This window comes from Candidatus Methanoperedens sp. BLZ2 (assembly GCF_002487355.1).
Classification (GTDB): Archaea; Halobacteriota; Methanosarcinia; order Methanosarcinales; family Methanoperedenaceae; genus Methanoperedens.
Map to the genome: position 1 here is coordinate 1 of NZ_NTMG01000054.1, position 20,898 is coordinate 20,898.

The following is a 20,898-nucleotide window of genomic DNA, read 5'->3' on the forward strand; positions in this document are numbered from 1 at the left end:
CCCAAACGGAAGGGGTAGCTCTTGGCAATACATGATGTAACTTCTTGTCACGGGCGTTCTTTGCGCCCTTTGCGGTGAAAAGCGCAATACATTTATAATACTTTAAATATAATTTACATTCAGCTGACATGCTACCGAAGCAACAAATGCGAATCAAAGACAGAGCAAGACCCCCATTTCGACAGGATGAACAGGATCGACCGGATCCGAAACCCAAATACATCTTCGCCATATATTTATAACAATTAGAATATTATTACCCCGGCGCACCCGTGTTCCCGCGGCAATCATCTTCATATTATGAGCATGGCCGGGGAAATATAAGAAAAACCTAAATACATGCTAAATGTAGAGGAAGATAACCTTAGAAGCTGCCTTTTGTGCATCAACCAGGTAATTGTAGGACCCAGGGTCCAATGGTGGTAAAAAATGGTAAATTTCAGTAAATTGATCTCCACAGGCATTCCCGCATTGATCCTCCTGTATGTTTTTTACCTCATCGCATTTAACGCCCCTGTCATCTATACCATCGATATCGGCTCAGAAGGAGATGTGGACGCAGGCAAAGATGCCTACCTGCGTAATATGACGAGTCAGGCCAGGTTAACCCAGAGCATGTCGATCGAAGGCGATACCTTCAGGAACATGACTGGATCGCCGATAAATTTTTACATTACGCCCGGGAACAGCATCACGGATGAAGCAAAAATAATGACTGAGCTCAGGTTCATGGGGAGGACTTAAAAACCGATACCAGCGTGTGTATAAAAATATTGGAGGCCCCTACACATAAGTCTTCTTGATATCCATGAACAAATTCAGAGATTCATTAAAGAGCAAGATATTTATAAAATATAGGATAAAAGAATTGAAGAGAATGAACAATATACCAACAATAATTTCTTGAAATGTGGATTATGCGGATTAATGAAATCTTGTGGATTGAGAGGTTTGTAACCAAGATCCGAAAAAAGCATAATGTTACAAATGATGAAGTGGAAGAAGCTATGCATTCAAATGCACTCTTTCGCCGAGTAAAAAGGGGCAGTGTGGATGGGGAGGATGTTTATGTTGGATATGGGAGAACTGTTGCAGGTCGATATCTTTTTATAGTTTTCGTATATAAATCATATAATACTGGACTGATAATATCCGCGAGAGAGATGACACTTAAAGAAAGGAAATACTACAATGCCAAGAAAGCCTGAGAAAATACCTGAAGAATTCAAAACATACGAGGAAGCCGCAGATTTCTGGGATACTCATGATAGCATGGACTACATAGATAACCTTGAAGAAATTGAAATGGAAGTAAATATTCAAAAGAAACACTTTCTAATAGAAGTTGATATGAAAATTGCTGGAATACTTCAGGAAAGCGCCAGGAAAAAAGGGGTATCTGCAAGTTATTTGGCAAATGAACTCCTTCACAAACAACTTGCTGATGCAGTTTAAGAGCTCTCCATACGTTGTTAATTCCAATTATATATTGCGCCAGAGAATTATTAAATCCTAATCATTCAATTGCCGGAGCCAATGCTTCCCTCACACAAAAGAGCCTTAGCAATCCGAACCCGCATGTGAACGCAGATAAAAAAACCCATTGCTGCGCAAATATATGTGCCCTCTCGCATAATTATTACTTATAAAATATTTATACCCTGGCGCAGACGCATACCCAAAGCAACAAACATGAGTCAAAGCCATGTCAAGAACCATATCGACAGGATCGACCAAATCCAAACCGAAAATACATCTTCGCCGCACATTTATAACAATTAGAATATTATTACCCCGGCGCACCCGTGTTCCCGCAGCAATCACCTTCATATCATGAGCATGGGGAATTATATAGAAAAAACCTAAATACATGCTAAATGTAGAGGAAGATAACCTTAGAAGCTGCCTTTTGTGCATCAACCAGGTAATTGTAGGACCCAGGTCCAATGGTGGTAAAAAATGGTAAATTTCAGTAAATTGATCTCCACAGGCATTCCCGCATTGATCCTCCTGTATGTTTTTTACCTCATTGCATTTAAAGTCCCTGTCATCTATACCATCGATATCGGCTCCGAAGGAGATGTGGACGCAGGCAAAGATGCCTACCTGCGTAATATGACGAGTCAGGGCAGGTTAACCCGGAGCATGTCGATTGAAGGCGATACCTTCAGGAACATGACCGGATCGCCGTTATATTTTTATATTACGCCCGGGAACAGCATTTCGAACCATACAAATATCACCGTCGAGCTAAAGTTCAAGGGAGATTCAGATCTGGATATCGGCGTGTACCCGGATTATGCATGGAAGCCCCTGCATATAAAAAATCTTGAGAACTATACTCCTGTCAAGCAATTTGGTGATGTTGTTATTTATGCGAAGAATGACAGCGGGAATTATACAGATTATGATACTATAAATGAATGGATATCAGAGAATATACCCGGAGGTTCAACAATAGGATTGTATGATTATGAGATGGACTCTGAAATACTTATGAACAGGTTTGTCACGGATGAAAATGCATATACGGAGATCAACCAGACATTTCGCGGGTCACTCTCTTTTTTAATAAACCTGAATGACAGCCTTAACCTAACGCTGAGCAAGCAGGATATGAACTGGTATGACGGCAGCGATGAGTATTTGATCGAGCTTTACGATGCTGATGGCGGTCTAATCTTTAGCGATATCATACCCGATGACGGGATCATTGATAACTCCAGCAAAAGAAAGCCTCCGCAAATTCAAACGTTTTTCAGAGGTAGTATCAGAGAAGGGTCATACGAACTCAGGCTTGTTAATATTCAGGGAGAAAACAAAGCCGCAGATTCGACCATAACAAGCTTAGGAATAAATACAGACAAGATCATAACACAGGGGACTATTTTGCCTTTAAACCCAGCTAAACTATTTTTCGATCTTAAACAAAATACAACATTGAAATTTAATGTATGGCAGGGTAAAGCAGTACAGAACATAAGCATCCATGGGGAAATGGATAAAGAAATTGTTATCAATAAGAGTCTCTTAGGAAAATGGGTGCCAGTTGAACTGCCTGAAGGTAGTTACAATATGGACATTAAAGGCAATCTCTATATTTCAGGCGCTGACTTTGCTTTTATTCAAGAATCTCTTTTTCAGCCATATAAATATGAGATCAACAATGAGAACAACCAGTGGGTTATAATCTCAAATTATCAGATTGAGAAGGATAGTTACGGCTGGACTTCAGCAAAGAAGAACTTCAAAGGCTCAGACCTCGAACTTTATAACGACAAAATGATCGTATTTGGCTTAACGAACAAAACGAATAGCGAGGTGATGTTAAACGAATTTAAAGTTACCCTTACTCCCAGATAAAGATACACTTTCAAAGCTAATCTTTGTGATTTTAAGAAATCTGCTGGTCGTTTATGTTATACTGCTTCTATTTGACAATATATCCCCAGGAAATGTAGGGTTCTATTTTGATTTGAATAATTTTCTTTATCTTTTAATCGGGCTGGGGGCTGTATATCTTCTCTTTTATTTAGAGAAACTTGAGAAATTTGACAAAATTAAGTTTGATATTGTCAATAAATACATCTCTTATGCATTTCTTGGATTGCTTATGATTCTGGTGGTGCAGTCAATATTACCACAAATTGTACCTGAATTGGCAAAGACACCCCTGATGGTTGCGGTTGTTGCAATGGGAGCGGTTACTTTCTATCTAGGCCGGGATAAGCTTGAAGCTATTGAAAAGGAGGCACAACAGGAAAAAAATGATGAGAAAAAACGAGAGATGGAGTTTAGGGAGGTGTATTCGGGAGTAAATCGAATATGGGGTGTGCGGTATGTTGCTAAGAAGATATATATAGAGGGATTTTACTTTTGGGGATTAATATCAATTTTCATATTATTAGTAATTCTTTATTTTTTAAATTTAAGTACAATAAAATATATCAATACAGATGAAGCGAGATTATTTTATGATGCTAAATTAATAATAGAAGGAAGTATTCCTTTCAAGGATTTTGATGCCAGATCTCCATTAATTATTTACTTTTTATCCATTTTTATTAAAATTTTCGGTGAATCTTTAGAAAGAATATATATAATATCAATTTGTTTAGTTATTTTAACCACTTTTCTCCTTTATATTCTGGTAAAAAGGTTAACTAATAAGCAAATCGCTTTGATTACAATTTTTATTTTCGGAATCGCACCCATAAATATAATGATGCTTTATGTAAAAACACAAACTTTTCAGATTCCATTAATATTGTATTCAATACTATCGTATGATAATTATCTGATAAAGAAAAATAACAAATATTTAATTTTATCCGGTTTATTTATGTTATTTGCTCTAGTGTGTCGAGAATCATCTTTGTTTTTTTTATCTGCATTTATGGTATTAATATTTATCAGAGAAAAAGAACAAAGAATAAGTAAACTTAAAGTCTTAATAATTTTTTCAGCTATTATTACCGTCATATTTTTTGTAATCTTTTCTTTGTTTTTTACAAATAAGGATGTACAAATGACAAGTTATTTAGCAAAAATTTCATTGAATATTGATATGGAAAATAATGCAAGAATCCTAAATGTCCCCTTTTATTTTTCTTATGGATATTTATTATTATTCTTTATTTCTTTTATAAACTTACCTCTAATTCTACCATACAGGAATAAACTCAAAGATAAAATCTATCCTATCTTATTACCATATATTGTTATTTTTTGTCTAATTCCATTTTATATATACCTATTGTTATATAATGGTTTTTGGGAACAATATTTAATGGAATTTGCCCCCTTTTATTCAATGATTATCGGTATAACTATCTATATATTAATAAGATCTATGAATACAAAAATTTTAAGAATTTTATGCTTTATCTTAATTTTTGCTCTAATAATACCTTATAATTTGGATTCATATATATTCATTAAAGGTGATACTGGTGCATATAATCTTGAAGGGGTAAAAGCAGTTTCAGCTTATATACATGAAACAACATTGGAAGGAGAATATATTTTTGGAGGTAACCCTATATATTCCTTTTTAGCAGATAGGCCGCATTTTATGAAGTTGTCTGCTATGTACTATGAACCGGAAGATGTGATTAGGGTTTTTCAAAACATGGAAATAACTCCACCTGTAATTATAATTGAAGATTCTTATATAAGGAGATATTATTTAATAAATGATGAGTTTAAAAAGTTCCTCGAATCAAAATATTCAATAGATAAAGAATTTTCATATGAAGCATATGGAAGAAAATGGAGTGCCAAAGTGTATAGATTTATAGAATGATTCTATTTCTATTATTTCATGGAAATTTATAATATCAATTTGAAATTATGAAGCGAAAATTACTAGCGACTCTTATAGGTATTACGATCACAATTATTTTAGTTAGCTTACTGCTATCACAAATTCAGATGGATGATATTGTTAGTACTCTGACAACCATTAACACTTTGTATATATTATTCGGTTTTATTTTGTATATTATTATAAATTTTTTTAGAACTTTGAGATTTTATATATTGCTGGACCGAAAGATTGCGATAAGGAATTTATTTAATATCGTTTGTGTGCATAATATGGTAAATAATATTCTACCAGCAAGAACCGGAGAATTATCATATATATATCTCTTGAAAAAGCATTACAATACAAAAATTGGTGATGGTATTGCAACATTATTTGTTGCAAGAATTTTCGATTTTATTGCTATTTTCTTGATGTTTTTTATTGCTTTTATATTGACAAAAGATTTACCTATATTAGTCACAAAAGTTGTATGGTATATTGTTTTTTTATTTATAATATGTATAGTTTTATTAGTAGGTTTATTATTTTTTGGCAAATCTGTTTTAAAATTGGCCATCATATTTAGTAATAAAATGGGATTGAAAGAAACACGAATAGTAAAGTATTTATTAGGTAAAGGAAGGGAAACTATGGAAAGTTTTGAGGAAATTAAATCAAAAAAGTTAATTTTTTCGCTTCTTCTGTGTTCAATCTTAATTATTGGTTTTAGCTATCTTTTAATTTATATCATACTTTATGGTATGAACATTTTTTTACCATTTCAAAAAGTTTTATTGGGATCTACTTTTTTATTATTGTCAACTGTTTTACCAATATATGGGATAGGAGGATTTGGAACAACTGAAGGATTCTGGGCATTAGTATTTGTACCTTTAGGTCTTACTCTAGAAACTGCAATAATATCTGGATTTAGTTATCATATTATCATTTTAATTTATTTATTGGTTACTGGAGGCTATGGTCTATTGATAATCTATCTGAGCCACAAGCAAACATCGTAATTACAGCTTGAGACTCAAAAAAACCTAATCCAAAACTTAATCCTAAATGCCTAAAATGTTAACCGCGGAGTAGATTTCCTCAATTATGGCGGAATAATTTTCCCTACATATGTCTTTTTCTCCAGAGATAATATCCATACAGTGCACTAGAAATCGCTATTGTTAAGATAACTCCATTTGACGGATTTGGTAACGATTTCTGATTACTTTCACTTGCATAGAATTGTATTTCAGAATAACCATCTGAATAGATGAAAGTAATAGCACCTGTTGAATTGCTAGGGAAGTTTCCATATGTGGCCCCATTTTTTAGAACAATCACATTTGTATGTATTGGGAAGTCGCCAATTGTATGCTGTGTGGTTACACTGTGATTTGATGATGATTCATTCCAAACTTTGCGATAATCTCCCGTAGTGTTCCATATGGATACAGTAATATTAACTGAATCAGATGATGGAATCAATGATATATTTATAGCCTGATTTATTGATGGTCGTTGAGAATTTCTATTCCAAGTTACGACACCAGCGGAATCAATTGAATAACTACCTACTTTTGATATTTTTGGATAAGGATAGGTTAATCTTTTGAGTGGAAACATTATAGATACTTGACCTGAACTGTCCGCTGGATTTGGTACAATGAAAGAAGTCACGTTTGTGGTTCCTATAAAAACTGAGGTAGTGATAGGTACATTAAATGTAATCCCTTCTAAATCATCTACAGTAGGCGTAAAGTTTCGTATAGTGCTATTTACCGAATTTATTGTTATCTTACTTCCATCATAAGTATAATTTAAAAATGTTGAAACCTCAGCATATCTCAATAATTTGCCTGTAGTCGTAACATAAATACTTTTATTCTTTCCATTTGTTCCTTTATTGTAGTCAGCCAATGTATGGAGCTGTGTAGTTGTGTTAGAATCAAAAATAGTTCTAAATGTGTTTGTTGAAGTGTTGCCAGAACTACCGAAATGTGATGGTATGATAGAATATAAATTATGTTGAATTAAATTATTTAAAATTAAATCAGTAATTTGTTTCGATAGGTTTCTATTATATGCTGAATTTGGGTATGGGTCTATACATTGTTTACCTTTAGAACAACGGCCTTGATTCCTCCAAAATCCATAAATTAAACTTGAATCGTTTAGAGTTGCAAAATATAAGGGATTTGATATACCTGGATAGAATTTATATGAGACCACAGGTGAATTCTCCCAAAAATATACTAAATTCGGAAGCGATGTTTTTGTTCTATTCCAATGATAATGGGCACTATTTTCAGGATTATCCCCCACAAAGTTATTATTATAAATTCCTATATTTTGAGGAACTTCTGAATGGTCGACCCAATAAGTAATTGGATGGCTACTTTGATTTAGAACTGAAATGGCATCCAAATACCAAGATAAATTTGTAGCCATATCCACATTATTTGGGGACATTGTATGTGGGGCATCAAAATATCCCATATTTAAATAATCTAAAAATATATTTGATTTATCACACAATAAGGTTGTTTCAAGTGTATTATCAGAATAATAACACAATGTATCAATAGCTCCTGAAGCTGAACCTCCATTCATCCAAAAGTTTTGTGATACTTCTAAATCTACTCCACTATCAGTACCATTTACAGAATGATTTGTATTAAGATAATCAAGCGCATCATAGGTTTCATTCGTATCCATGCTGTCAATATCACTTGAAATGGACATTGCTGAAACATATGGGTATGGGAATTTTCGGGTTGTTTCTGGTAGATTTGGTAGCGAATCATCATAAAATGAAATATTATCTAAGAATAATGAACAATTTGAATACGCACGAGTACCAACTGAAACATGATTTAATTCGGTAACATTATTTATATAAATCCCAGAATTTAAATATATTCCATCTAAATACGTATCCATTGTAAAATTTACTGAATTAAAGACCGTAGTTAAATTATGCCAATTATTCAAAGTATAATATCCTAAAAGAATATATGTTGTAGAATTTCTATATTTTAACATATTATAAGTCGAATTATATCTAGTTGAATAATAATAATATCCCATAACGGAACCAATCGAATTTTGGAAATAATCCCAATCAGGATTAGTTGAACTGTTTATATTTGTGAGATTAAACCATATAGTAGTAGAACCTTTCACTATATTTTTTGTAGGATATATTTTTGCAGATGCAAACCCTGTTGAATAATTAAAATCATCTAATCTTAAACTTTTATTTCCGTTATTTGATGTTGTGTTTGATACAGTTATATCCACCCTAAGTGAAGATGAATTTATTAAACTTAAATATCCTGTTAAAGAATCGATTGGTGTATACGTTCCTACTGTATCGTTTTCAAATGAATAGGATATATCTTCAATTGCTGACGCAAAAGGTAGCATCAAAAATAATACAATAAGTCCGACTTGTATTATATTTACTTGTTTCATATTATATCAACTCATAATCAAATTATTTATTTTATATTTACATAATCAATCTTTTGGGAAAACCGTAGACAGAGCTTATTTTAGATGAATTCACACATTACTTTTTTGCTTCTACCCAAAAATTTGAATTTAAATATACAGGCATTTTATTTAATAAATATAAAATTATTACTAAGAGCTTTCCAAAATACTTAATTTTCTTAACCTTGTTTATTTTGTATTCTGTCAAAATATGACGCTTTCTGATGGAAATGTCAACAAATCCATTATCTTTTAAAATGTTTCTTAAATCCCAATATGTTTGTAGTGAACAATGATATATTTGCCATTTAGTCAAACTTTTTGTTATTAAGATTGTCCATGGGATATTGATAATTTTATTTGGAGTTTGAAAAAGATACATTCCATTGGGTTTTAACACTCTATTTACTTCTTTAAGATGATTATTAACATTTGGTATATGTTCTAAAACATCAAAAGATATGACAATGTCAAATTCGTTATCATTAAATGGAAGTTTATCCCCATTATAAATAAATAATTTATTTTTCAAATTTTTGTATTCATTCATCCCATAAGACACAGCAGCGGACGTGATATCAACACCAATGATTTTTGAATAACCAGACTTTGATAATAAGTTCAATAAACTTCCAATATTGCATCCAACTTCTAGAATATTTGAATTTTTTGGGAGTTTATTCTCCATTAAGAAATTATAACTGTCACTTATATCCCCATACTCTTTACGATATTCTATATTCTCTAAAAAAATTTTGTCGTATATTGAATTTGCAATCATCAAAATTTCCTAGCATTATATTAAATTTTCATATTATTTTTTTTGAAGCCCACAGCTATAATTGACTTAGTAAAAATCTTCGTCTTTCTGCCGTACATTAAAAAAATTATTCTGAAAGTTAAGTTCATAAATTTTGAAAAATATTTTGCTATATAATTCAAAGGATTAGTGTAGAAGATATAAATGTCTTGGGGATATACTTTGACGTCTTCAAAACTACATACTTTTAAAATTTGAGATAAGCTTTCTTCTGTAAAGCTAATTTCATGAGTGAAATCTATATATCTTCCACTATTAGCTAAAAATGGATTTGAAGAATTTAACGTTTTTACAATTACTTTTCCATTATCACATAAATTATTATTGATAAGGTTCAATATTTGAACTATCTCATTTTTATCAAAATGTTCAATAATATCATTCATTACAATCACATCAAATGGTTCAATATTTTTCTCTAAGAAATCAAATGCATCAATATATTCAACATGAAATCCTTTGTTCTTACAAAATTCAATATTTTCATTACTGATATCTATTCCTAAATTATTTTTATAACCCTCTTTTTCAAGAAAGTAAAGAAAATGTCCCATACCAGACCCGATATCTAAAATTTTTAGTTTTTTATCTTCATTCAAGTGTTTTGAGTAATTAATCTTGAAATATTTATGGTAGGTTTTAAATTCATTATACTCATTTTCATGCGCTGCCTGAAAATGGGTTGTTAGGTATTTTTCATAAATTTGTTTTTTTTCAATAATTTTCATAAGATCAACTCTTTGTCAATAAAGCAAATAGCAGCTATGATAACAGACATGTACACTTCATTGTTAAATTTTATTAATTTTTATGTTTTCTTTTTCTTCGATTTCACTTTTGTAAATATTCTCGTATTGTTTTGCAACTTTTTTCCAATTAAATTTCTCTTCCAATCTTTGTCGAGCTTTATTACCAAATTCATTGAAAAGTCTATCATTACTTATGAGTTTATTTAACGCATTTCTAATGTTTTCCGAACTGTTAGGTCTTACAACTAATGCACTATCCCCAACAACTTCCGGGCATCCACAAACATCTGTTGTAATAATCGCACAGCCAGCCGCCATAGCCTCTAATAGCACAGTCGGAAAGTTTTCAGCAGTGGATGGAAATACAAAAATCGAAGATGTCTCATACAATTTTTTTAGCTCTACGGATTTATTATCTAACCAACCAATAAAATTTACCTTTACTTTAAGATCTTTTGCTTTTTGCACCAATGCCTCTTTATACGGTCCCTCCCCCACTATATTTATCTCATAATCGATATCCATATCCTCAATTGCATCCAAAAAATACTGGAAGCCCTTGAATTCGAATAATCGGCTTACTAATAATATCTTCTTCTCTTTTTTCTTTGGATCAAAATTGAATGATCCGATATCAAATCCATTAGGAATAACTGTTACATTATCAGTATCGACGTTTTTCAAGATCATATCTTTTAGATATTTCGATGGTGTTACTACACACTCAGCATTTTGAACTATCTTTCGCCAGAATGGTTTAAGTAGTTCGTGCTGTATTGAAAACCTGTTGGGATTATGACCCGGGACATCACTCCCATGACTTGTAATAATATATGGAATTTTACTTTTATTCAAATAAGAAACAACACCAGTTGGAATAATAAAATGAGTATGGCAAATATTGTATTTATTTTCCTTCAATAATTTCGGTAGAAAACGATATGCAGAATAGCAATATGAAAGCATCTCATGCGTTTGGCATACACTCTGCTCCTTTCTGATACTTGGAACTCTATAAACTGTTACTCCATTAGTCTCTTCTTTCTGCTTCAGTCCCTTAAAGCCCATGGTAACGACATCTACAGTATGACCCAAATTAACAAGCTCTTCAGACAACGATTTTGTTACTGGAGACGCGCCTCCCCCCAGCGGCGGGTACTCATAATTCAGCATCAGTATTCTCATGTTCTCTCAAAGTAATTCCATGCTTTTTATCTCAAGCACGCCCTTTTTGAGACTTCGCCGTTTCTTCGGCGGTCTTAATTCCCCTCGTGAACCGATCATAACTAATACTTGCTTTAACATGGTATTTTTCCAGGAGTTCATTTACTTCATACATATCCAGGTCAAGCAGCTCTGCCAGTTTATCCTTGCTTGTTTTGCCGTTTGAATATTGATTAATAAGATATAATTCAGCACCTTCTCGGATCATCTGTTTTAATACAGATAGGGTATCAATATGCTCTTCCCGTGAACGCTGATGCAAAACTGCATCAATATTTTTGGGTAAATCAATCGTAACACTCATTTTAATTCCTCGATTTTACTTTTTATAAAGAACATGTGCTCTTCCTTTATCATAGGTTTTAACAATTCTAAATACTTTAAACCTTTCTCCTTGTTAAACAATCCATTCATAACACACATTAAAATTATACCGGCTACAGGCGTAAAAGGTATCTCATAAATATCCAGCATCCTGAGGAACGCTTCATCATCTGAGACAATTAAATCCATATCGTTCGCCAGATAATAATCCAGCACACTTTTTTCTCCCGCGCCCAGCCTAAAATTTTCAACTGAAGATTTTCCTATAACCTCTGATACTGTAATTTTACCTTCATGGACAAGTTTTTCCATTCTTTTTGCATCTGGAAGATTCCTTTTCAGACCTGCAGTCACCTGTTCTTTATACACCTGCTCAGTTAAGATTACATCAAATCCAGAAGCAACTATCTCCATGACATTAATTTTTGTCAACTTAATAGATGCATCGGTATCCAACAATATCCTCATTCCACCACCCTCTCTATCAAATAATTCTTCCTCTGGTTCTGCCCATAATAAACCTTGAGCATAATATCAGCAAGTATCCCTGAAACAACAAACTGCACCCCGATTATCACCATCAATACAGCCAGTAAAAATAATGGCCTATCCGAAAGACTTTTCCCAAAAAACAGCCTCTCCATGCCCATAAACCCTCCCAGCATTGCACCTGAGATGCCCAGCAGCAGCCCCAATCCCCCGAACACATGGATCGGTCTTGCTGAGAACTTCTGCCAGAAGCTGATAACGATGAGGTCAAAGAAGCCTTTTGCTAGTCTTTGCAACCCATACTTAGAAACATATTCTTTATTTCTTATGGAGCCTTTATCAATAAAGTAATCTACACCCAGCGGCGGGTACTCATAGTTCAGCATCAGTATTCTCTTATGCGTCATTTTCATTCGTTCTGCTGGATTTCCCAGCGCCCTCCTTTACTTGGTCCCTTCCATGAAATAATGCCTTCCTTTGTCAATTTCCTGATATGATACTTGACACCGTCTAACTTGATATTCAACTGCCCCGCAATTTCTTCCTTTGTCATAACCGGATTTTCCCTGATAAGAAGCAAAATCTCATCCCTGGTTTTGGGGGTAGTTTTGGGGGTAATGCCCTCCTCTGTTCTGTAAAATACAACTAAAAATCCCGTCTTGAGGTCTTTGAATTCAACCTTCATGTTACCGGCCTTACACTCTTCACAAATCCTTTTCAGCCCGGAGCCCCATCGTTCGATCTCTTTTGATTTATATAATATTTCAGCGATCAAAGGATTTCTAAGGACTGACTGCTCATCGCCCGTAATGAAATCCTCAGGCGTGAGTCCTTCTGGAAATGTTCCAGGATTCCATATTTCCACACGGTTCAGGTTTTTTAATGTATTGCTTAATTGTTCATAGAGCGGTTCAATGTTATCTTCTTCGTTGTAAAAAGGGACGATGACTGACATCACTGAAAATTACTCCTGTGCTTTTGCAGGAGCCATAGACTGAATTTTATGTTTTTCATCTTAGATACCACCTTGATCCAATTCATGCAATATTTGCCTGGAAATGCAGGAATCTTAATGGTATGTTACTATTTAATAACATCTATGGTATATCATTGAAAATATTAAAATAATTATGCTTATAATGATAGAAAATTAATGGCATAATATGGAACATGTGATCTTATATTCAAGCCCGCCATCGGCGGCGCATCCCCGGGGTAAGGGGTCGTAACCCCGGCGCAGTAAAGATGAAATTGAGTGCTTTAAAAAATTTTTAATAAAGCTGTGCGCCTTCAGCCTGTATGTTATGATTTCCCGCTGGGTCCAGTAGTGGATGTCCTTTTTATTGATTGGAAGTTTGTAAATGCTGATAGTACTGCCCATCTTTTCTGTCTCAAAGGTATTCGCTGGAGAAGATGTAACAAGATCAACTTCAAGATTCTTCTTCGCAAATTCCTTCAATATATATTTGCAGGCATTGCTCCCGCCTCCCCCCAGTGGCGGGTACTCATAATTCAGCATCAGTATTCTCACGAGTTCCTCCGATTAATCTTGCCAGAGCTTGTCCTTTGCTTGAGTTCCTTATGAGAGATCAAAAAGTATCAACTTCCATTTTGCGTATTTTTTTGCGTAATTTTTGCGTAATCTGGCAAGACATAGAGTATGTTTCGCTTTCCATCGCCCACTCTGGTCAATAATCCTTTCATGACCAGTTGTTTCAGGTCAGTCGTAGCAGTCTTACGTGAAATAATGTTTAGAGAAACATATTCTTTATTGCTGATAGAGCCTTTCTCAATAATGTAATTCATTGCTTGTATTTGTCTTTCATTAAGCCCCATTTTTTCAAGTTCCTCTGGATTATGAGGCAATCTAAAAGTAACCACAAACGCTCCTGAAATATGTTCAAACAAAGGTTCAGGGATCCCCCATTCTCTGCATTGGTTAATCATATCCAGAGTTCCTCCACCTACATCCTCCACATATTTTACCCATAACAATTGTTTGAATAAGAGAGGATTACGTGGTACAGATATGTGTTCTCTCCTGAGGTCTTCTATAGTGATTTCATCCGGAAGTTTTCCAGGATTCCAAACTTCTAATCTATTATCGAATATCCTGACCTGTACCTTGGATGGCGATTCATAATCCCTGTGTGCAATAGCATTAACAACAGCTTCCCTTATCGCATCGGATGGGTACTGATATTTTTCTTCTCTTTGAACCTTCCCGGGCACCAATCGTATTGATTTTCCGATATTACGCAACACAAAGTCCATTGCTCTATCGATCAAATCAAACACAGTCCCTTCGATTGTCTGGAAATCAATATACGGCTTAACAGGTTCATTTCCAGAAAACCTTATGCATTTCACTTCTGATTGTAAAAAAAATGATTCCTTATAAAATAGCAAAAGTGCGGCGTTTGTCAATTCCCCATTTTTCAATAATTTCAATTTCATTAAAGATTCTTTGATCGGAGAATCAACTGGAAGATTTAATCCTCTCTGTTTTCTGGATTCTTCTAAAAACCATCTCAGTTTTTCTCTATCGATGAAATCCAGATTTCCTTCTTCACTTATTCTTTCATCCCAGTAATTTTTTGCGCCACTTTCTTTCGCCAATTTTCTTATTTCACTCGATGAAATTCTTAAGTTTGTAGTTCCAACTCTTTTATAAGCATGGTTTTTGAAAAAGACTGGCTTTTCTGGATTTTCTTTTATTTCGACCTTAATAATATCTCTTTCATCAATATCGATTGTATTTATACAAGGGAATATCTGTGGATCAGTATTCCTTTTTATGTAATTCGCTAATTCTTCTAATGAGTTATTTCCGATGTCAACTCCGAGAATTTTTCGATTGTCTGAAACTCCAATAATGACAAACCCATCATTTGAATTCGAGAATGCTGAAATGGTTTCTCCGATTTCGTTTAATAATCCTAATGATTCTTTGAACTCAAGACACTGTGATTCACCACCATCAATGAGTTTTTTTAAGAGCATGATCCTCTGAATTTTGTTATGTTTTTAATAAAGCTGTGCGCCTTCAGGCTGTATGTTATGATTTCCCGCTGGGTCCAGTAATGGATGTCCTTTTTATTAACTGGAAGTTTGTAAATGCTGATAGTACTGCCCATCTTTTCGGTCTCAAAGGTGTTCACTGATGAGGATGTAACAAGATCAACTTCAAGGTTCTTCTTCGCAAATTCCTTCAATATATATTTGCAGGCATTACTCCCGCCTCCCCCCAGCGGCGGGTACTCATAATTCAGCATCAGTATTCTCATCTAAATCCTCTGGTGCATGGGCATTTCACAAATCCATATCTTAAATATATCAATGAGATCATAGCAACCGTTTCCTCATATCGTCACTGAATTCGTAATAGTCTTTAATTTTCAAATCTTGTATGATGCACGAAATCTCATAAGTATTCAGAAATGCTGCACTTTTACACGCAAGCAAAAAAGCTGGTATGTTGATTGCCATTACACCTTGTTTTCTGGCTATATCGAGTGCCTTTTTATCGCTTGTCAACAACAATGATTTTCTATAGTTTTTACAAAGAGCAATACATTCTTTTTCCCCATTGCCCAAATTATCAAAATCCATGTCCAAATTCGCAATGCTTTTTTCGTCAACTGTCTCTATTTGCAGATATTTCACTTCAAACACATGTTTTACAAGTTTCGTTCTTGCGATTTCATTGAAAACTGCAACTGGAATAAATAATTTTTCCACTTTGAAAAAATTCTTTATTAAAGCCAATTTGCCTATTTTTAAAAAAGAGCTGAGGAAGTCAGCATCTATAATGACAACGCTATTTTCTTCCTGCAAATTTCACCGCCTCTTCGGCAATAAATTCAATTTCTTTTAGTTCCATTCCTGATTCCCTCACAATCCCTTTTTTATGCAGGATTTCTTTCATTTCTTCCATATCAACTTGGGCGATCTCAACGGCTTTTCCGAATGATATCTCACCTTGCTTATATAATTCGCTGGCGATAGCGACCCTCACGTCTTTCCTGGCAGCTAAAAGCGTATTTATGGCATCTCTGATAAAATCATCCCCGCTTTTATAAAGCCCCGTACTCGGGATCACACTTATTTCTTTGTCTATTAAGGTTCCTGACATCATTTAAATCACTTCAATCAAACTAGATGTTTTCATATTAATAAGATATCATCATAGCAATAAATATATCTCGTAAATTATAGATGTACTCATAATTCAGCATCAGAATTCTCATTCCACCACCCTCTCGATCAAATAATTCTTCCTCTCGTTCTGCCCGTAATAAACCTTGAGCATAATATCAGCCAGTATCCCTGAAACAACAAACTGCACGCCGATTATCACCATCAATACAGCCAGCAAGAATAACGGCCTGTCCGAAAGACCCTTCCCAAAGAACAGCCTCTCTATACCCATATATCCGCCCAGCAGCACGCCTGAGATGCCCAGCAGCAGCCCCAATCCCCCGAACACATGGATCGGCCTGGCTGAGAACTTCTGCCAGAAGCTGATAACGATGAGGTCGAGGAAGCCTTTTCCAAGTCTCAACAATCCGTACTTCGTCTTTCCGTATTTCCTGGGATGGTGTTTAACTTTCACTTCCCCGATCCTGTAGCCTTTCCAGGAAAGCATTGCAGGGATGTATCTGTGCGTCTCTCCATACAGATCAAGGTTCTTCACACATCCGTTCCTGTACGCCCTGAAAGTGCATCCTGAATCGTGTATTTTGCTATTTGTAGTCAATTTGCGCAGCATGTTGGCAAATTTTGAAGTGATTTTTTTAGAAAACGTGTCTTTACGGTCAGCACGCCATCCGCACACTACATCATAATCCTCCTTCCCGATCTTCTCGATCAGCTTCGGAATATCAGCAGGGTCATTCTGCAGGTCGCCGTCCATGCTGATAGTGATATTCCCCTCTGCATGATCAAACCCGGCCTTCAGGGCTGCGGTCTGCCCGAAGTTCTTCCTGAACTTTATTATCCTGACATTGGTATCCTTCTCACGAGCCTTTAGCATATTCTTGAAGGTATTATCAGTTGATCCGTCATCAACGAAAATGATTTTGTGCTCCCTGTTCAAACTTTTCAGGACATCGCTCAATTGCGCGTGCAGGGGTTCAATATTATCTTCCTCGTTGTAAAAAGGAACTACTACCGATATCATCGAGCCACATCCTTATACCAATTTACAAAATTCTCGATCCCCTGTTCAATGCGAACCTCAGGTTCATAACCGAGAAGCATTTGCGCTTTTGATATATCAGCATAAGTCACTGGAACATCCCCTGGCTGATCTGGCATTTTTTGGATCCGGGCGCTCTTTCCCAGGTTCTCTTCAATTAATTGTATCAAATACCTCAATTCCACTACATTTGAATTACCGAGGTTGATTATTTCATAACCCAGTTTCTTATTAACAGCCGCTATTATCCCGTTCACGATATCGCTGATATAGGTATAATCCCTTCTTGACTTACCATCGCCATACATTTCAATAATTTTACCCTCATCTATTGATCTTGTGAATTTATGGATCGCCATTTCAGGTCTTTGCCGTGGCCCGTAGACAGTGAAAAACCGAAGACTTGTTATCGGTATTCCATAAAGATGATGATAGGTATAACAGAATGTTTCACATGCTTTCTTTGTGGCTGCATAGGGAGAGATGGCTTTATCAACGGGATCATCTTCCCCAAATGGTATTTTTTCATTTATTCCATATACAGATGAACTTGAACCGAAAATAAAGTTTTTAATGCCATGCTCTCTGCTTATTTCAAGGAGATTCATCGTTCCTCTGATGTTTACATCCTGGTATAGCAATGGATCCTGTATTGAAGGCCTCACCCCGGCTCTTGCTGCAAGATGGATCATGGTATCGATCTCATCATTATTAAATATTTTTTCCATCCGGGCTTTTTCCCTGATATCTGCCCTGTAAAAAGTGAAATTTTCGTTATCAAGATTATGATGTATATTTTTCATCTTGATAGGCTGATCATAGAATGGGTCAAAATTATCAATACCCACAACATTTTTTTCCATATCCAGGAGTTTATCCACCACATGCGAGCCGATAAATCCTGCGCAGCCAGTTATTATGATCGTCATATTCCAGGAATCTGAACTTCATCAAAAGCGCCAGAATTGTCGCCAAATGTGGCGTTTCCTCCAGGGAGATTCAAAATATCTTCTTCCGGGGCTGAGCTTGCCGATATTGCAGAAGCCGACTGCATGAAAAATGCAATAATTGATACAACAGGTAAAATCATTTTTCTTTTCATTTGATACCACCTTTGACTTATAATAAAGTCATGAATCTAATTTATCTGTACATCAAAAAGATACATAAATCTTTCTACTTTTAAAAATTTTTTATTATAATGATTATAATCACTACCCCCGGGTGGTTTGAAGAATTATAAATAAGTTAATGTTAATTATCTTAACCTTGAAACGCCCTGCTTTACTTTGAGTATCAAATTGTCAGGAACACTATCAAGAAGTTCAGGAGAAGTATATACGGCTTTAATGAACGCCTGTGATGCTTTCTCATAACTCTTAAGTTCATAAAATGAAAGTCCCATTCCATAATGAGCATCTGCAAAATCAGGATCGGTATCCAGGGCACTCTGGAATTCTTTTATTGCTTCATCATACTTGCCCGACTCCAGGAAAAAATTCCCGATATTCGTATGGGCAGCAGGATAACTGGGGTCAATACGAAGCGCCTCCTTGAACTCGTTTATTGCTTCCGTACTTCTTTTTTGAAGAGCGTAGATCTCTGCGAGACTATTATGGGCTGGAGCATGTTCGGGATTTATCCTCAAAGCCTCATTAAGTTCAAAAAGCGCTTCCTCCAATTTACCTGTACATGCATAGATATTTCCAAGGTTGCAGTGTGCTTCCGGATATCCGGGATTAAGCCTTATAGCTTCCTTCAGTTCCTTTTCCGCCTCATCTATCAGACCCATTTTATAATAAGTTACCCCAAGGTTATTGTGGACTTCAATATAACCCGGATCAAGATGCAAAGCCTCATGAAGCTCCTGTATTGCTTTTTCGAACATTCCTATTTTATCATAGGCAAGACCGAGGTTATTATGGATATTATGGTTCAGGCCAATTCCTGAAGTCAACTGGAAAAATGAGTAATATTCAGTTAGATAATGCGCAGTCTCTGGATCAAGAGCCGATAGATTCCGGTCTTTTTTCAACTTCCAATTTTTTCCATTCACATCATAAAGGCTTACATTTACTTCTCTAATCGAATCTATACTGAAATCAACGAATATCTTTGAATCCGCACGAAAACTATCAATTACCAGGAAAACATGCTCTCCCGAACTTGCGGCTTTTACTTCGGAAACAAGACATTTTAACAGGATATATCCAAGCTGAGTAATGGCTGCGCATGATGCAAGAAACTCCATTTCCTTTAGTTTTTCTTCCATTGGTATTTTTGCCCTGGCAATGATATAAAAGATGTCTTCGTTGTTGATATTAAGTCCATTGACCAGCTGCTTTATCAGGTGTATGGGCGCATCGGGACGGTAAATGCTTTTTCCTTCAAGAAGGAACATGAGGTCCTTAAGGGATTTGATGAATCCATCCGTATCCTCGACCCGGGCGGCCTGGCTTGCTCTTTGTTTTATGCTGTCAAAATCTATATCTTTAAACAATTTATTAAGCTGTGCGCTTATGTCTTCTATGAAGTTCACAGGATAACCAAGATCATGAAGGCAATTTATTAAGTTATTAGTCTCCTGTTCCATAATTTGCCTGACCTATGGATTTGATGATATTTTTTTACTGCGGAAAAGTGGCTCTATAAGCAAAATATCATCCTGTGAAGCATCTTTCAATTCTCCATTTTCAATTTTTTCCGCAAGTATCTCATAAAGCCTTCTTGGTTCTAATTTATCCAGAAATTCTTTTTGTTTATTACGATAACATTTATATTTGTACCATACTGAAAATAATTTTTCATCAATGGCGCTTGTTTTTCCGGACGGAAATATAATATTTATCTTCAAAAAATAGAGGATCAGGATAAGAGAACTAAATAGCATGAAAGTAAGTACTCTGGAAGCAATTAAAATATTATAGTCAATTGTATTGGGGTTTATTAAAGGCATATTTTTCTCAATTGTATAAACGATAATAAGAAATGTGGCACTGATCAAAATGAAAATAAGCAATATCATATCTGTAAGTTCACAGATTTCCCTGGAATAAGATTCTACTTTGCTGCATAATGCTTTTTTATCAGTATCAGAATTATTCTCTGGATCGGAATAGACGATTTCTTTAATCCATAGTGCATAAGCTTCCCTGTACTGGATAATATATTGGGAAGATATGACTCCGAATAAGCCGAAAAGCAATACCAAGAAAACAAGAAGACTCATCATAAAAATACGGCCATTGAAATACGCAAAATATACTTTAAAATACGAAAATAAGAA

Annotated in this window: 24 protein-coding genes; 6 read left to right on the plus strand and 18 right to left on the minus strand. The window is 35.0% G+C overall.

The window, feature by feature from the left end:
* Nucleotides 1–429: 429 nt before the first annotated feature.
* From CL181_RS09480 to CL181_RS09505, 6 genes are all read left to right on the plus strand, one after another.
* Entirely contained in the window at nucleotides 430–744 is a 315-nt protein-coding gene (locus CL181_RS09480; protein ID WP_097299070.1) for a hypothetical protein, read from the plus strand.
* 173 nt (nucleotides 745–917) lie between these two features.
* Entirely contained in the window at nucleotides 918–1,208 is a 291-nt protein-coding gene (locus tag CL181_RS09485; protein ID WP_097299148.1) for a BrnT family toxin, read from the plus strand.
* On the plus strand, nucleotides 1,192–1,455 hold the full coding sequence (locus tag CL181_RS09490; protein WP_097299071.1) for a CopG family antitoxin: 264 nt from the start codon (nucleotides 1,192–1,194) through the stop codon (nucleotides 1,453–1,455). The genes CL181_RS09485 and CL181_RS09490 overlap by 17 nt, the downstream gene beginning before the upstream one ends.
* Nucleotides 1,456–1,959: 504 nt before the next feature.
* The gene (locus CL181_RS09495) at nucleotides 1,960–3,363 is read left to right on the plus strand and encodes a hypothetical protein (RefSeq protein WP_097299072.1); all 1,404 of its coding nucleotides are present in this window, start codon (nucleotides 1,960–1,962) and stop codon (nucleotides 3,361–3,363) included.
* Nucleotides 3,364–3,388: 25 nt separating this feature from the next.
* Nucleotides 3,389–5,305 (plus strand): glycosyltransferase family 39 protein, encoded by a 1,917-nt coding sequence (locus CL181_RS09500; protein WP_097299073.1) that lies wholly within the window; start codon nucleotides 3,389–3,391, stop codon nucleotides 5,303–5,305.
* Between the two features lie 47 nt (nucleotides 5,306–5,352).
* Nucleotides 5,353–6,330 carry a lysylphosphatidylglycerol synthase transmembrane domain-containing protein gene (locus CL181_RS09505; protein ID WP_097299074.1) on the plus strand — a complete coding sequence of 326 codons (978 nt, stop codon included), beginning with the start codon at nucleotides 5,353–5,355 and terminating at the stop codon, nucleotides 6,328–6,330.
* A 103-nt stretch (nucleotides 6,331–6,433) separates the two neighbouring features.
* On the opposite strand, the gene CL181_RS09510 is transcribed toward CL181_RS09505, so the two are convergent.
* The 18 genes from CL181_RS09510 to CL181_RS09590 form a co-directional block, all read right to left on the minus strand.
* Nucleotides 6,434–8,785 carry a hypothetical protein gene (locus tag CL181_RS09510; RefSeq protein ID WP_097299075.1) on the minus strand — a complete coding sequence of 784 codons (2,352 nt, stop codon included), beginning with the start codon at nucleotides 8,783–8,785 and terminating at the stop codon, nucleotides 6,434–6,436.
* 97 nt (nucleotides 8,786–8,882) lie between these two features.
* On the minus strand, nucleotides 8,883–9,587 hold the full coding sequence (locus CL181_RS09515) for a bifunctional 2-polyprenyl-6-hydroxyphenol methylase/3-demethylubiquinol 3-O-methyltransferase UbiG (protein WP_097299076.1): 705 nt from the start codon (nucleotides 9,585–9,587) through the stop codon (nucleotides 8,883–8,885).
* Nucleotides 9,588–9,607: 20 nt separating this feature from the next.
* Nucleotides 9,608–10,354: a bifunctional 2-polyprenyl-6-hydroxyphenol methylase/3-demethylubiquinol 3-O-methyltransferase UbiG gene (locus tag CL181_RS09520; protein WP_097299077.1), complete on the minus strand. Its 747-nt coding sequence runs from the start codon at nucleotides 10,352–10,354 to the stop codon at nucleotides 9,608–9,610.
* A 63-nt stretch (nucleotides 10,355–10,417) separates the two neighbouring features.
* Entirely contained in the window at nucleotides 10,418–11,560 is a 1,143-nt protein-coding gene (locus CL181_RS09525; protein WP_097299078.1) for a glycosyltransferase family 4 protein, read from the minus strand.
* Between the two features lie 31 nt (nucleotides 11,561–11,591).
* Complete coding sequence (locus CL181_RS09530; RefSeq protein WP_097299079.1) at nucleotides 11,592–11,903, minus strand: hypothetical protein; 312 nt, start codon at nucleotides 11,901–11,903, stop codon at nucleotides 11,592–11,594.
* Entirely contained in the window at nucleotides 11,900–12,391 is a 492-nt protein-coding gene (locus CL181_RS09535; RefSeq protein ID WP_097299080.1) for a hypothetical protein, read from the minus strand. The genes CL181_RS09530 and CL181_RS09535 overlap by 4 nt, the downstream gene beginning before the upstream one ends.
* Nucleotides 12,388–12,825 (minus strand): hypothetical protein, encoded by a 438-nt coding sequence (locus CL181_RS09540; RefSeq protein ID WP_097299081.1) that lies wholly within the window; start codon nucleotides 12,823–12,825, stop codon nucleotides 12,388–12,390. Before CL181_RS09540 ends, CL181_RS09535 begins: the two co-directional genes overlap by 4 nt.
* The gene (locus CL181_RS09545; RefSeq protein ID WP_097299082.1) at nucleotides 12,822–13,367 is read right to left on the minus strand and encodes an ATP-binding protein; all 546 of its coding nucleotides are present in this window, start codon (nucleotides 13,365–13,367) and stop codon (nucleotides 12,822–12,824) included. The genes CL181_RS09540 and CL181_RS09545 overlap by 4 nt, the downstream gene beginning before the upstream one ends.
* Before the next feature lie 195 nt (nucleotides 13,368–13,562).
* The gene (locus CL181_RS09550) at nucleotides 13,563–13,943 is read right to left on the minus strand and encodes a glycosyltransferase family 4 protein (protein WP_141398862.1); all 381 of its coding nucleotides are present in this window, start codon (nucleotides 13,941–13,943) and stop codon (nucleotides 13,563–13,565) included.
* A gap of 68 nt (nucleotides 13,944–14,011) precedes the next feature.
* On the minus strand, nucleotides 14,012–15,415 hold the full coding sequence (locus CL181_RS09555) for an RNA-binding domain-containing protein (protein ID WP_097299084.1): 1,404 nt from the start codon (nucleotides 15,413–15,415) through the stop codon (nucleotides 14,012–14,014).
* Complete coding sequence (locus tag CL181_RS09560) at nucleotides 15,406–15,699, minus strand: hypothetical protein (RefSeq protein WP_097299085.1); 294 nt, start codon at nucleotides 15,697–15,699, stop codon at nucleotides 15,406–15,408. Before CL181_RS09560 ends, CL181_RS09555 begins: the two co-directional genes overlap by 10 nt.
* A 58-nt stretch (nucleotides 15,700–15,757) precedes the next feature.
* Nucleotides 15,758–16,249, minus strand: coding sequence for a hypothetical protein (locus CL181_RS09565; protein ID WP_097299086.1), 492 nt, complete (start codon nucleotides 16,247–16,249; stop codon nucleotides 15,758–15,760).
* Complete coding sequence (locus tag CL181_RS09570) at nucleotides 16,233–16,550, minus strand: UPF0175 family protein (RefSeq protein WP_097299087.1); 318 nt, start codon at nucleotides 16,548–16,550, stop codon at nucleotides 16,233–16,235. The genes CL181_RS09565 and CL181_RS09570 overlap by 17 nt, the downstream gene beginning before the upstream one ends.
* Before the next feature lie 108 nt (nucleotides 16,551–16,658).
* On the minus strand, nucleotides 16,659–17,594 hold the full coding sequence (locus CL181_RS09575) for a glycosyltransferase family 2 protein (protein ID WP_097299088.1): 936 nt from the start codon (nucleotides 17,592–17,594) through the stop codon (nucleotides 16,659–16,661).
* On the minus strand, nucleotides 17,591–18,541 hold the full coding sequence (locus tag CL181_RS09580) for a GDP-mannose 4,6-dehydratase (protein WP_097299089.1): 951 nt from the start codon (nucleotides 18,539–18,541) through the stop codon (nucleotides 17,591–17,593). Before CL181_RS09580 ends, CL181_RS09575 begins: the two co-directional genes overlap by 4 nt.
* On the minus strand, nucleotides 18,538–18,714 hold the full coding sequence (locus CL181_RS20305) for a hypothetical protein (RefSeq protein WP_176505145.1): 177 nt from the start codon (nucleotides 18,712–18,714) through the stop codon (nucleotides 18,538–18,540). The genes CL181_RS09580 and CL181_RS20305 overlap by 4 nt, the downstream gene beginning before the upstream one ends.
* A gap of 156 nt (nucleotides 18,715–18,870) precedes the next feature.
* Nucleotides 18,871–20,205: a tetratricopeptide repeat protein gene (locus CL181_RS09585; protein WP_097299090.1), complete on the minus strand. Its 1,335-nt coding sequence runs from the start codon at nucleotides 20,203–20,205 to the stop codon at nucleotides 18,871–18,873.
* A gap of 12 nt (nucleotides 20,206–20,217) precedes the next feature.
* Complete coding sequence (locus tag CL181_RS09590; protein WP_097299091.1) at nucleotides 20,218–20,844, minus strand: hypothetical protein; 627 nt, start codon at nucleotides 20,842–20,844, stop codon at nucleotides 20,218–20,220.
* Nucleotides 20,845–20,898 lie beyond the last annotated feature (54 nt).

Bases quoted from the DNA above. Each gene is read 5' to 3' on its own strand.
- CL181_RS09480 (WP_097299070.1), top strand. From the start codon at position 430: ATGGTAAATTTCAGTAAATTGATCTCCACAGGCATTCCCGCATTGATC.
- CL181_RS09485 (WP_097299148.1), top strand. From the start codon at position 918: ATGCGGATTAATGAAATCTTGTGGATTGAGAGGTTTGTAACCAAGATC.
- CL181_RS09490 (WP_097299071.1), top strand. From the start codon at position 1,192: ATGCCAAGAAAGCCTGAGAAAATACCTGAAGAATTCAAAACATACGAG.
- CL181_RS09495 (WP_097299072.1), top strand. From the start codon at position 1,960: ATGGTAAATTTCAGTAAATTGATCTCCACAGGCATTCCCGCATTGATC.
- CL181_RS09505 (WP_097299074.1), top strand. From the start codon at position 5,353: ATGAAGCGAAAATTACTAGCGACTCTTATAGGTATTACGATCACAATT.
- CL181_RS09510 (WP_097299075.1), bottom strand. From the start codon at position 8,785: ATGAAACAAGTAAATATAATACAAGTCGGACTTATTGTATTATTTTTG.
- CL181_RS09515 (WP_097299076.1), bottom strand. From the start codon at position 9,587: ATGATTGCAAATTCAATATACGACAAAATTTTTTTAGAGAATATAGAA.
- CL181_RS09520 (WP_097299077.1), bottom strand. From the start codon at position 10,354: ATGAAAATTATTGAAAAAAAACAAATTTATGAAAAATACCTAACAACC.
- CL181_RS09525 (WP_097299078.1), bottom strand. From the start codon at position 11,560: ATGAGAATACTGATGCTGAATTATGAGTACCCGCCGCTGGGGGGAGGC.
- CL181_RS09530 (WP_097299079.1), bottom strand. From the start codon at position 11,903: ATGAGTGTTACGATTGATTTACCCAAAAATATTGATGCAGTTTTGCAT.
- CL181_RS09535 (WP_097299080.1), bottom strand. From the start codon at position 12,391: ATGAGGATATTGTTGGATACCGATGCATCTATTAAGTTGACAAAAATT.
- CL181_RS09540 (WP_097299081.1), bottom strand. From the start codon at position 12,825: ATGAAAATGACGCATAAGAGAATACTGATGCTGAACTATGAGTACCCG.
- CL181_RS09545 (WP_097299082.1), bottom strand. From the start codon at position 13,367: ATGTCAGTCATCGTCCCTTTTTACAACGAAGAAGATAACATTGAACCG.
- CL181_RS09555 (WP_097299084.1), bottom strand. From the start codon at position 15,415: ATGCTCTTAAAAAAACTCATTGATGGTGGTGAATCACAGTGTCTTGAG.
- CL181_RS09560 (WP_097299085.1), bottom strand. From the start codon at position 15,699: ATGAGAATACTGATGCTGAATTATGAGTACCCGCCGCTGGGGGGAGGC.
- CL181_RS09570 (WP_097299087.1), bottom strand. From the start codon at position 16,550: ATGATGTCAGGAACCTTAATAGACAAAGAAATAAGTGTGATCCCGAGT.
- CL181_RS09575 (WP_097299088.1), bottom strand. From the start codon at position 17,594: ATGATATCGGTAGTAGTTCCTTTTTACAACGAGGAAGATAATATTGAA.
- CL181_RS09580 (WP_097299089.1), bottom strand. From the start codon at position 18,541: ATGACGATCATAATAACTGGCTGCGCAGGATTTATCGGCTCGCATGTG.
- CL181_RS20305 (WP_176505145.1), bottom strand. From the start codon at position 18,714: ATGAAAAGAAAAATGATTTTACCTGTTGTATCAATTATTGCATTTTTC.
- CL181_RS09585 (WP_097299090.1), bottom strand. From the start codon at position 20,205: ATGGAACAGGAGACTAATAACTTAATAAATTGCCTTCATGATCTTGGT.
- CL181_RS09590 (WP_097299091.1), bottom strand. From the start codon at position 20,844: ATGATGAGTCTTCTTGTTTTCTTGGTATTGCTTTTCGGCTTATTCGGA.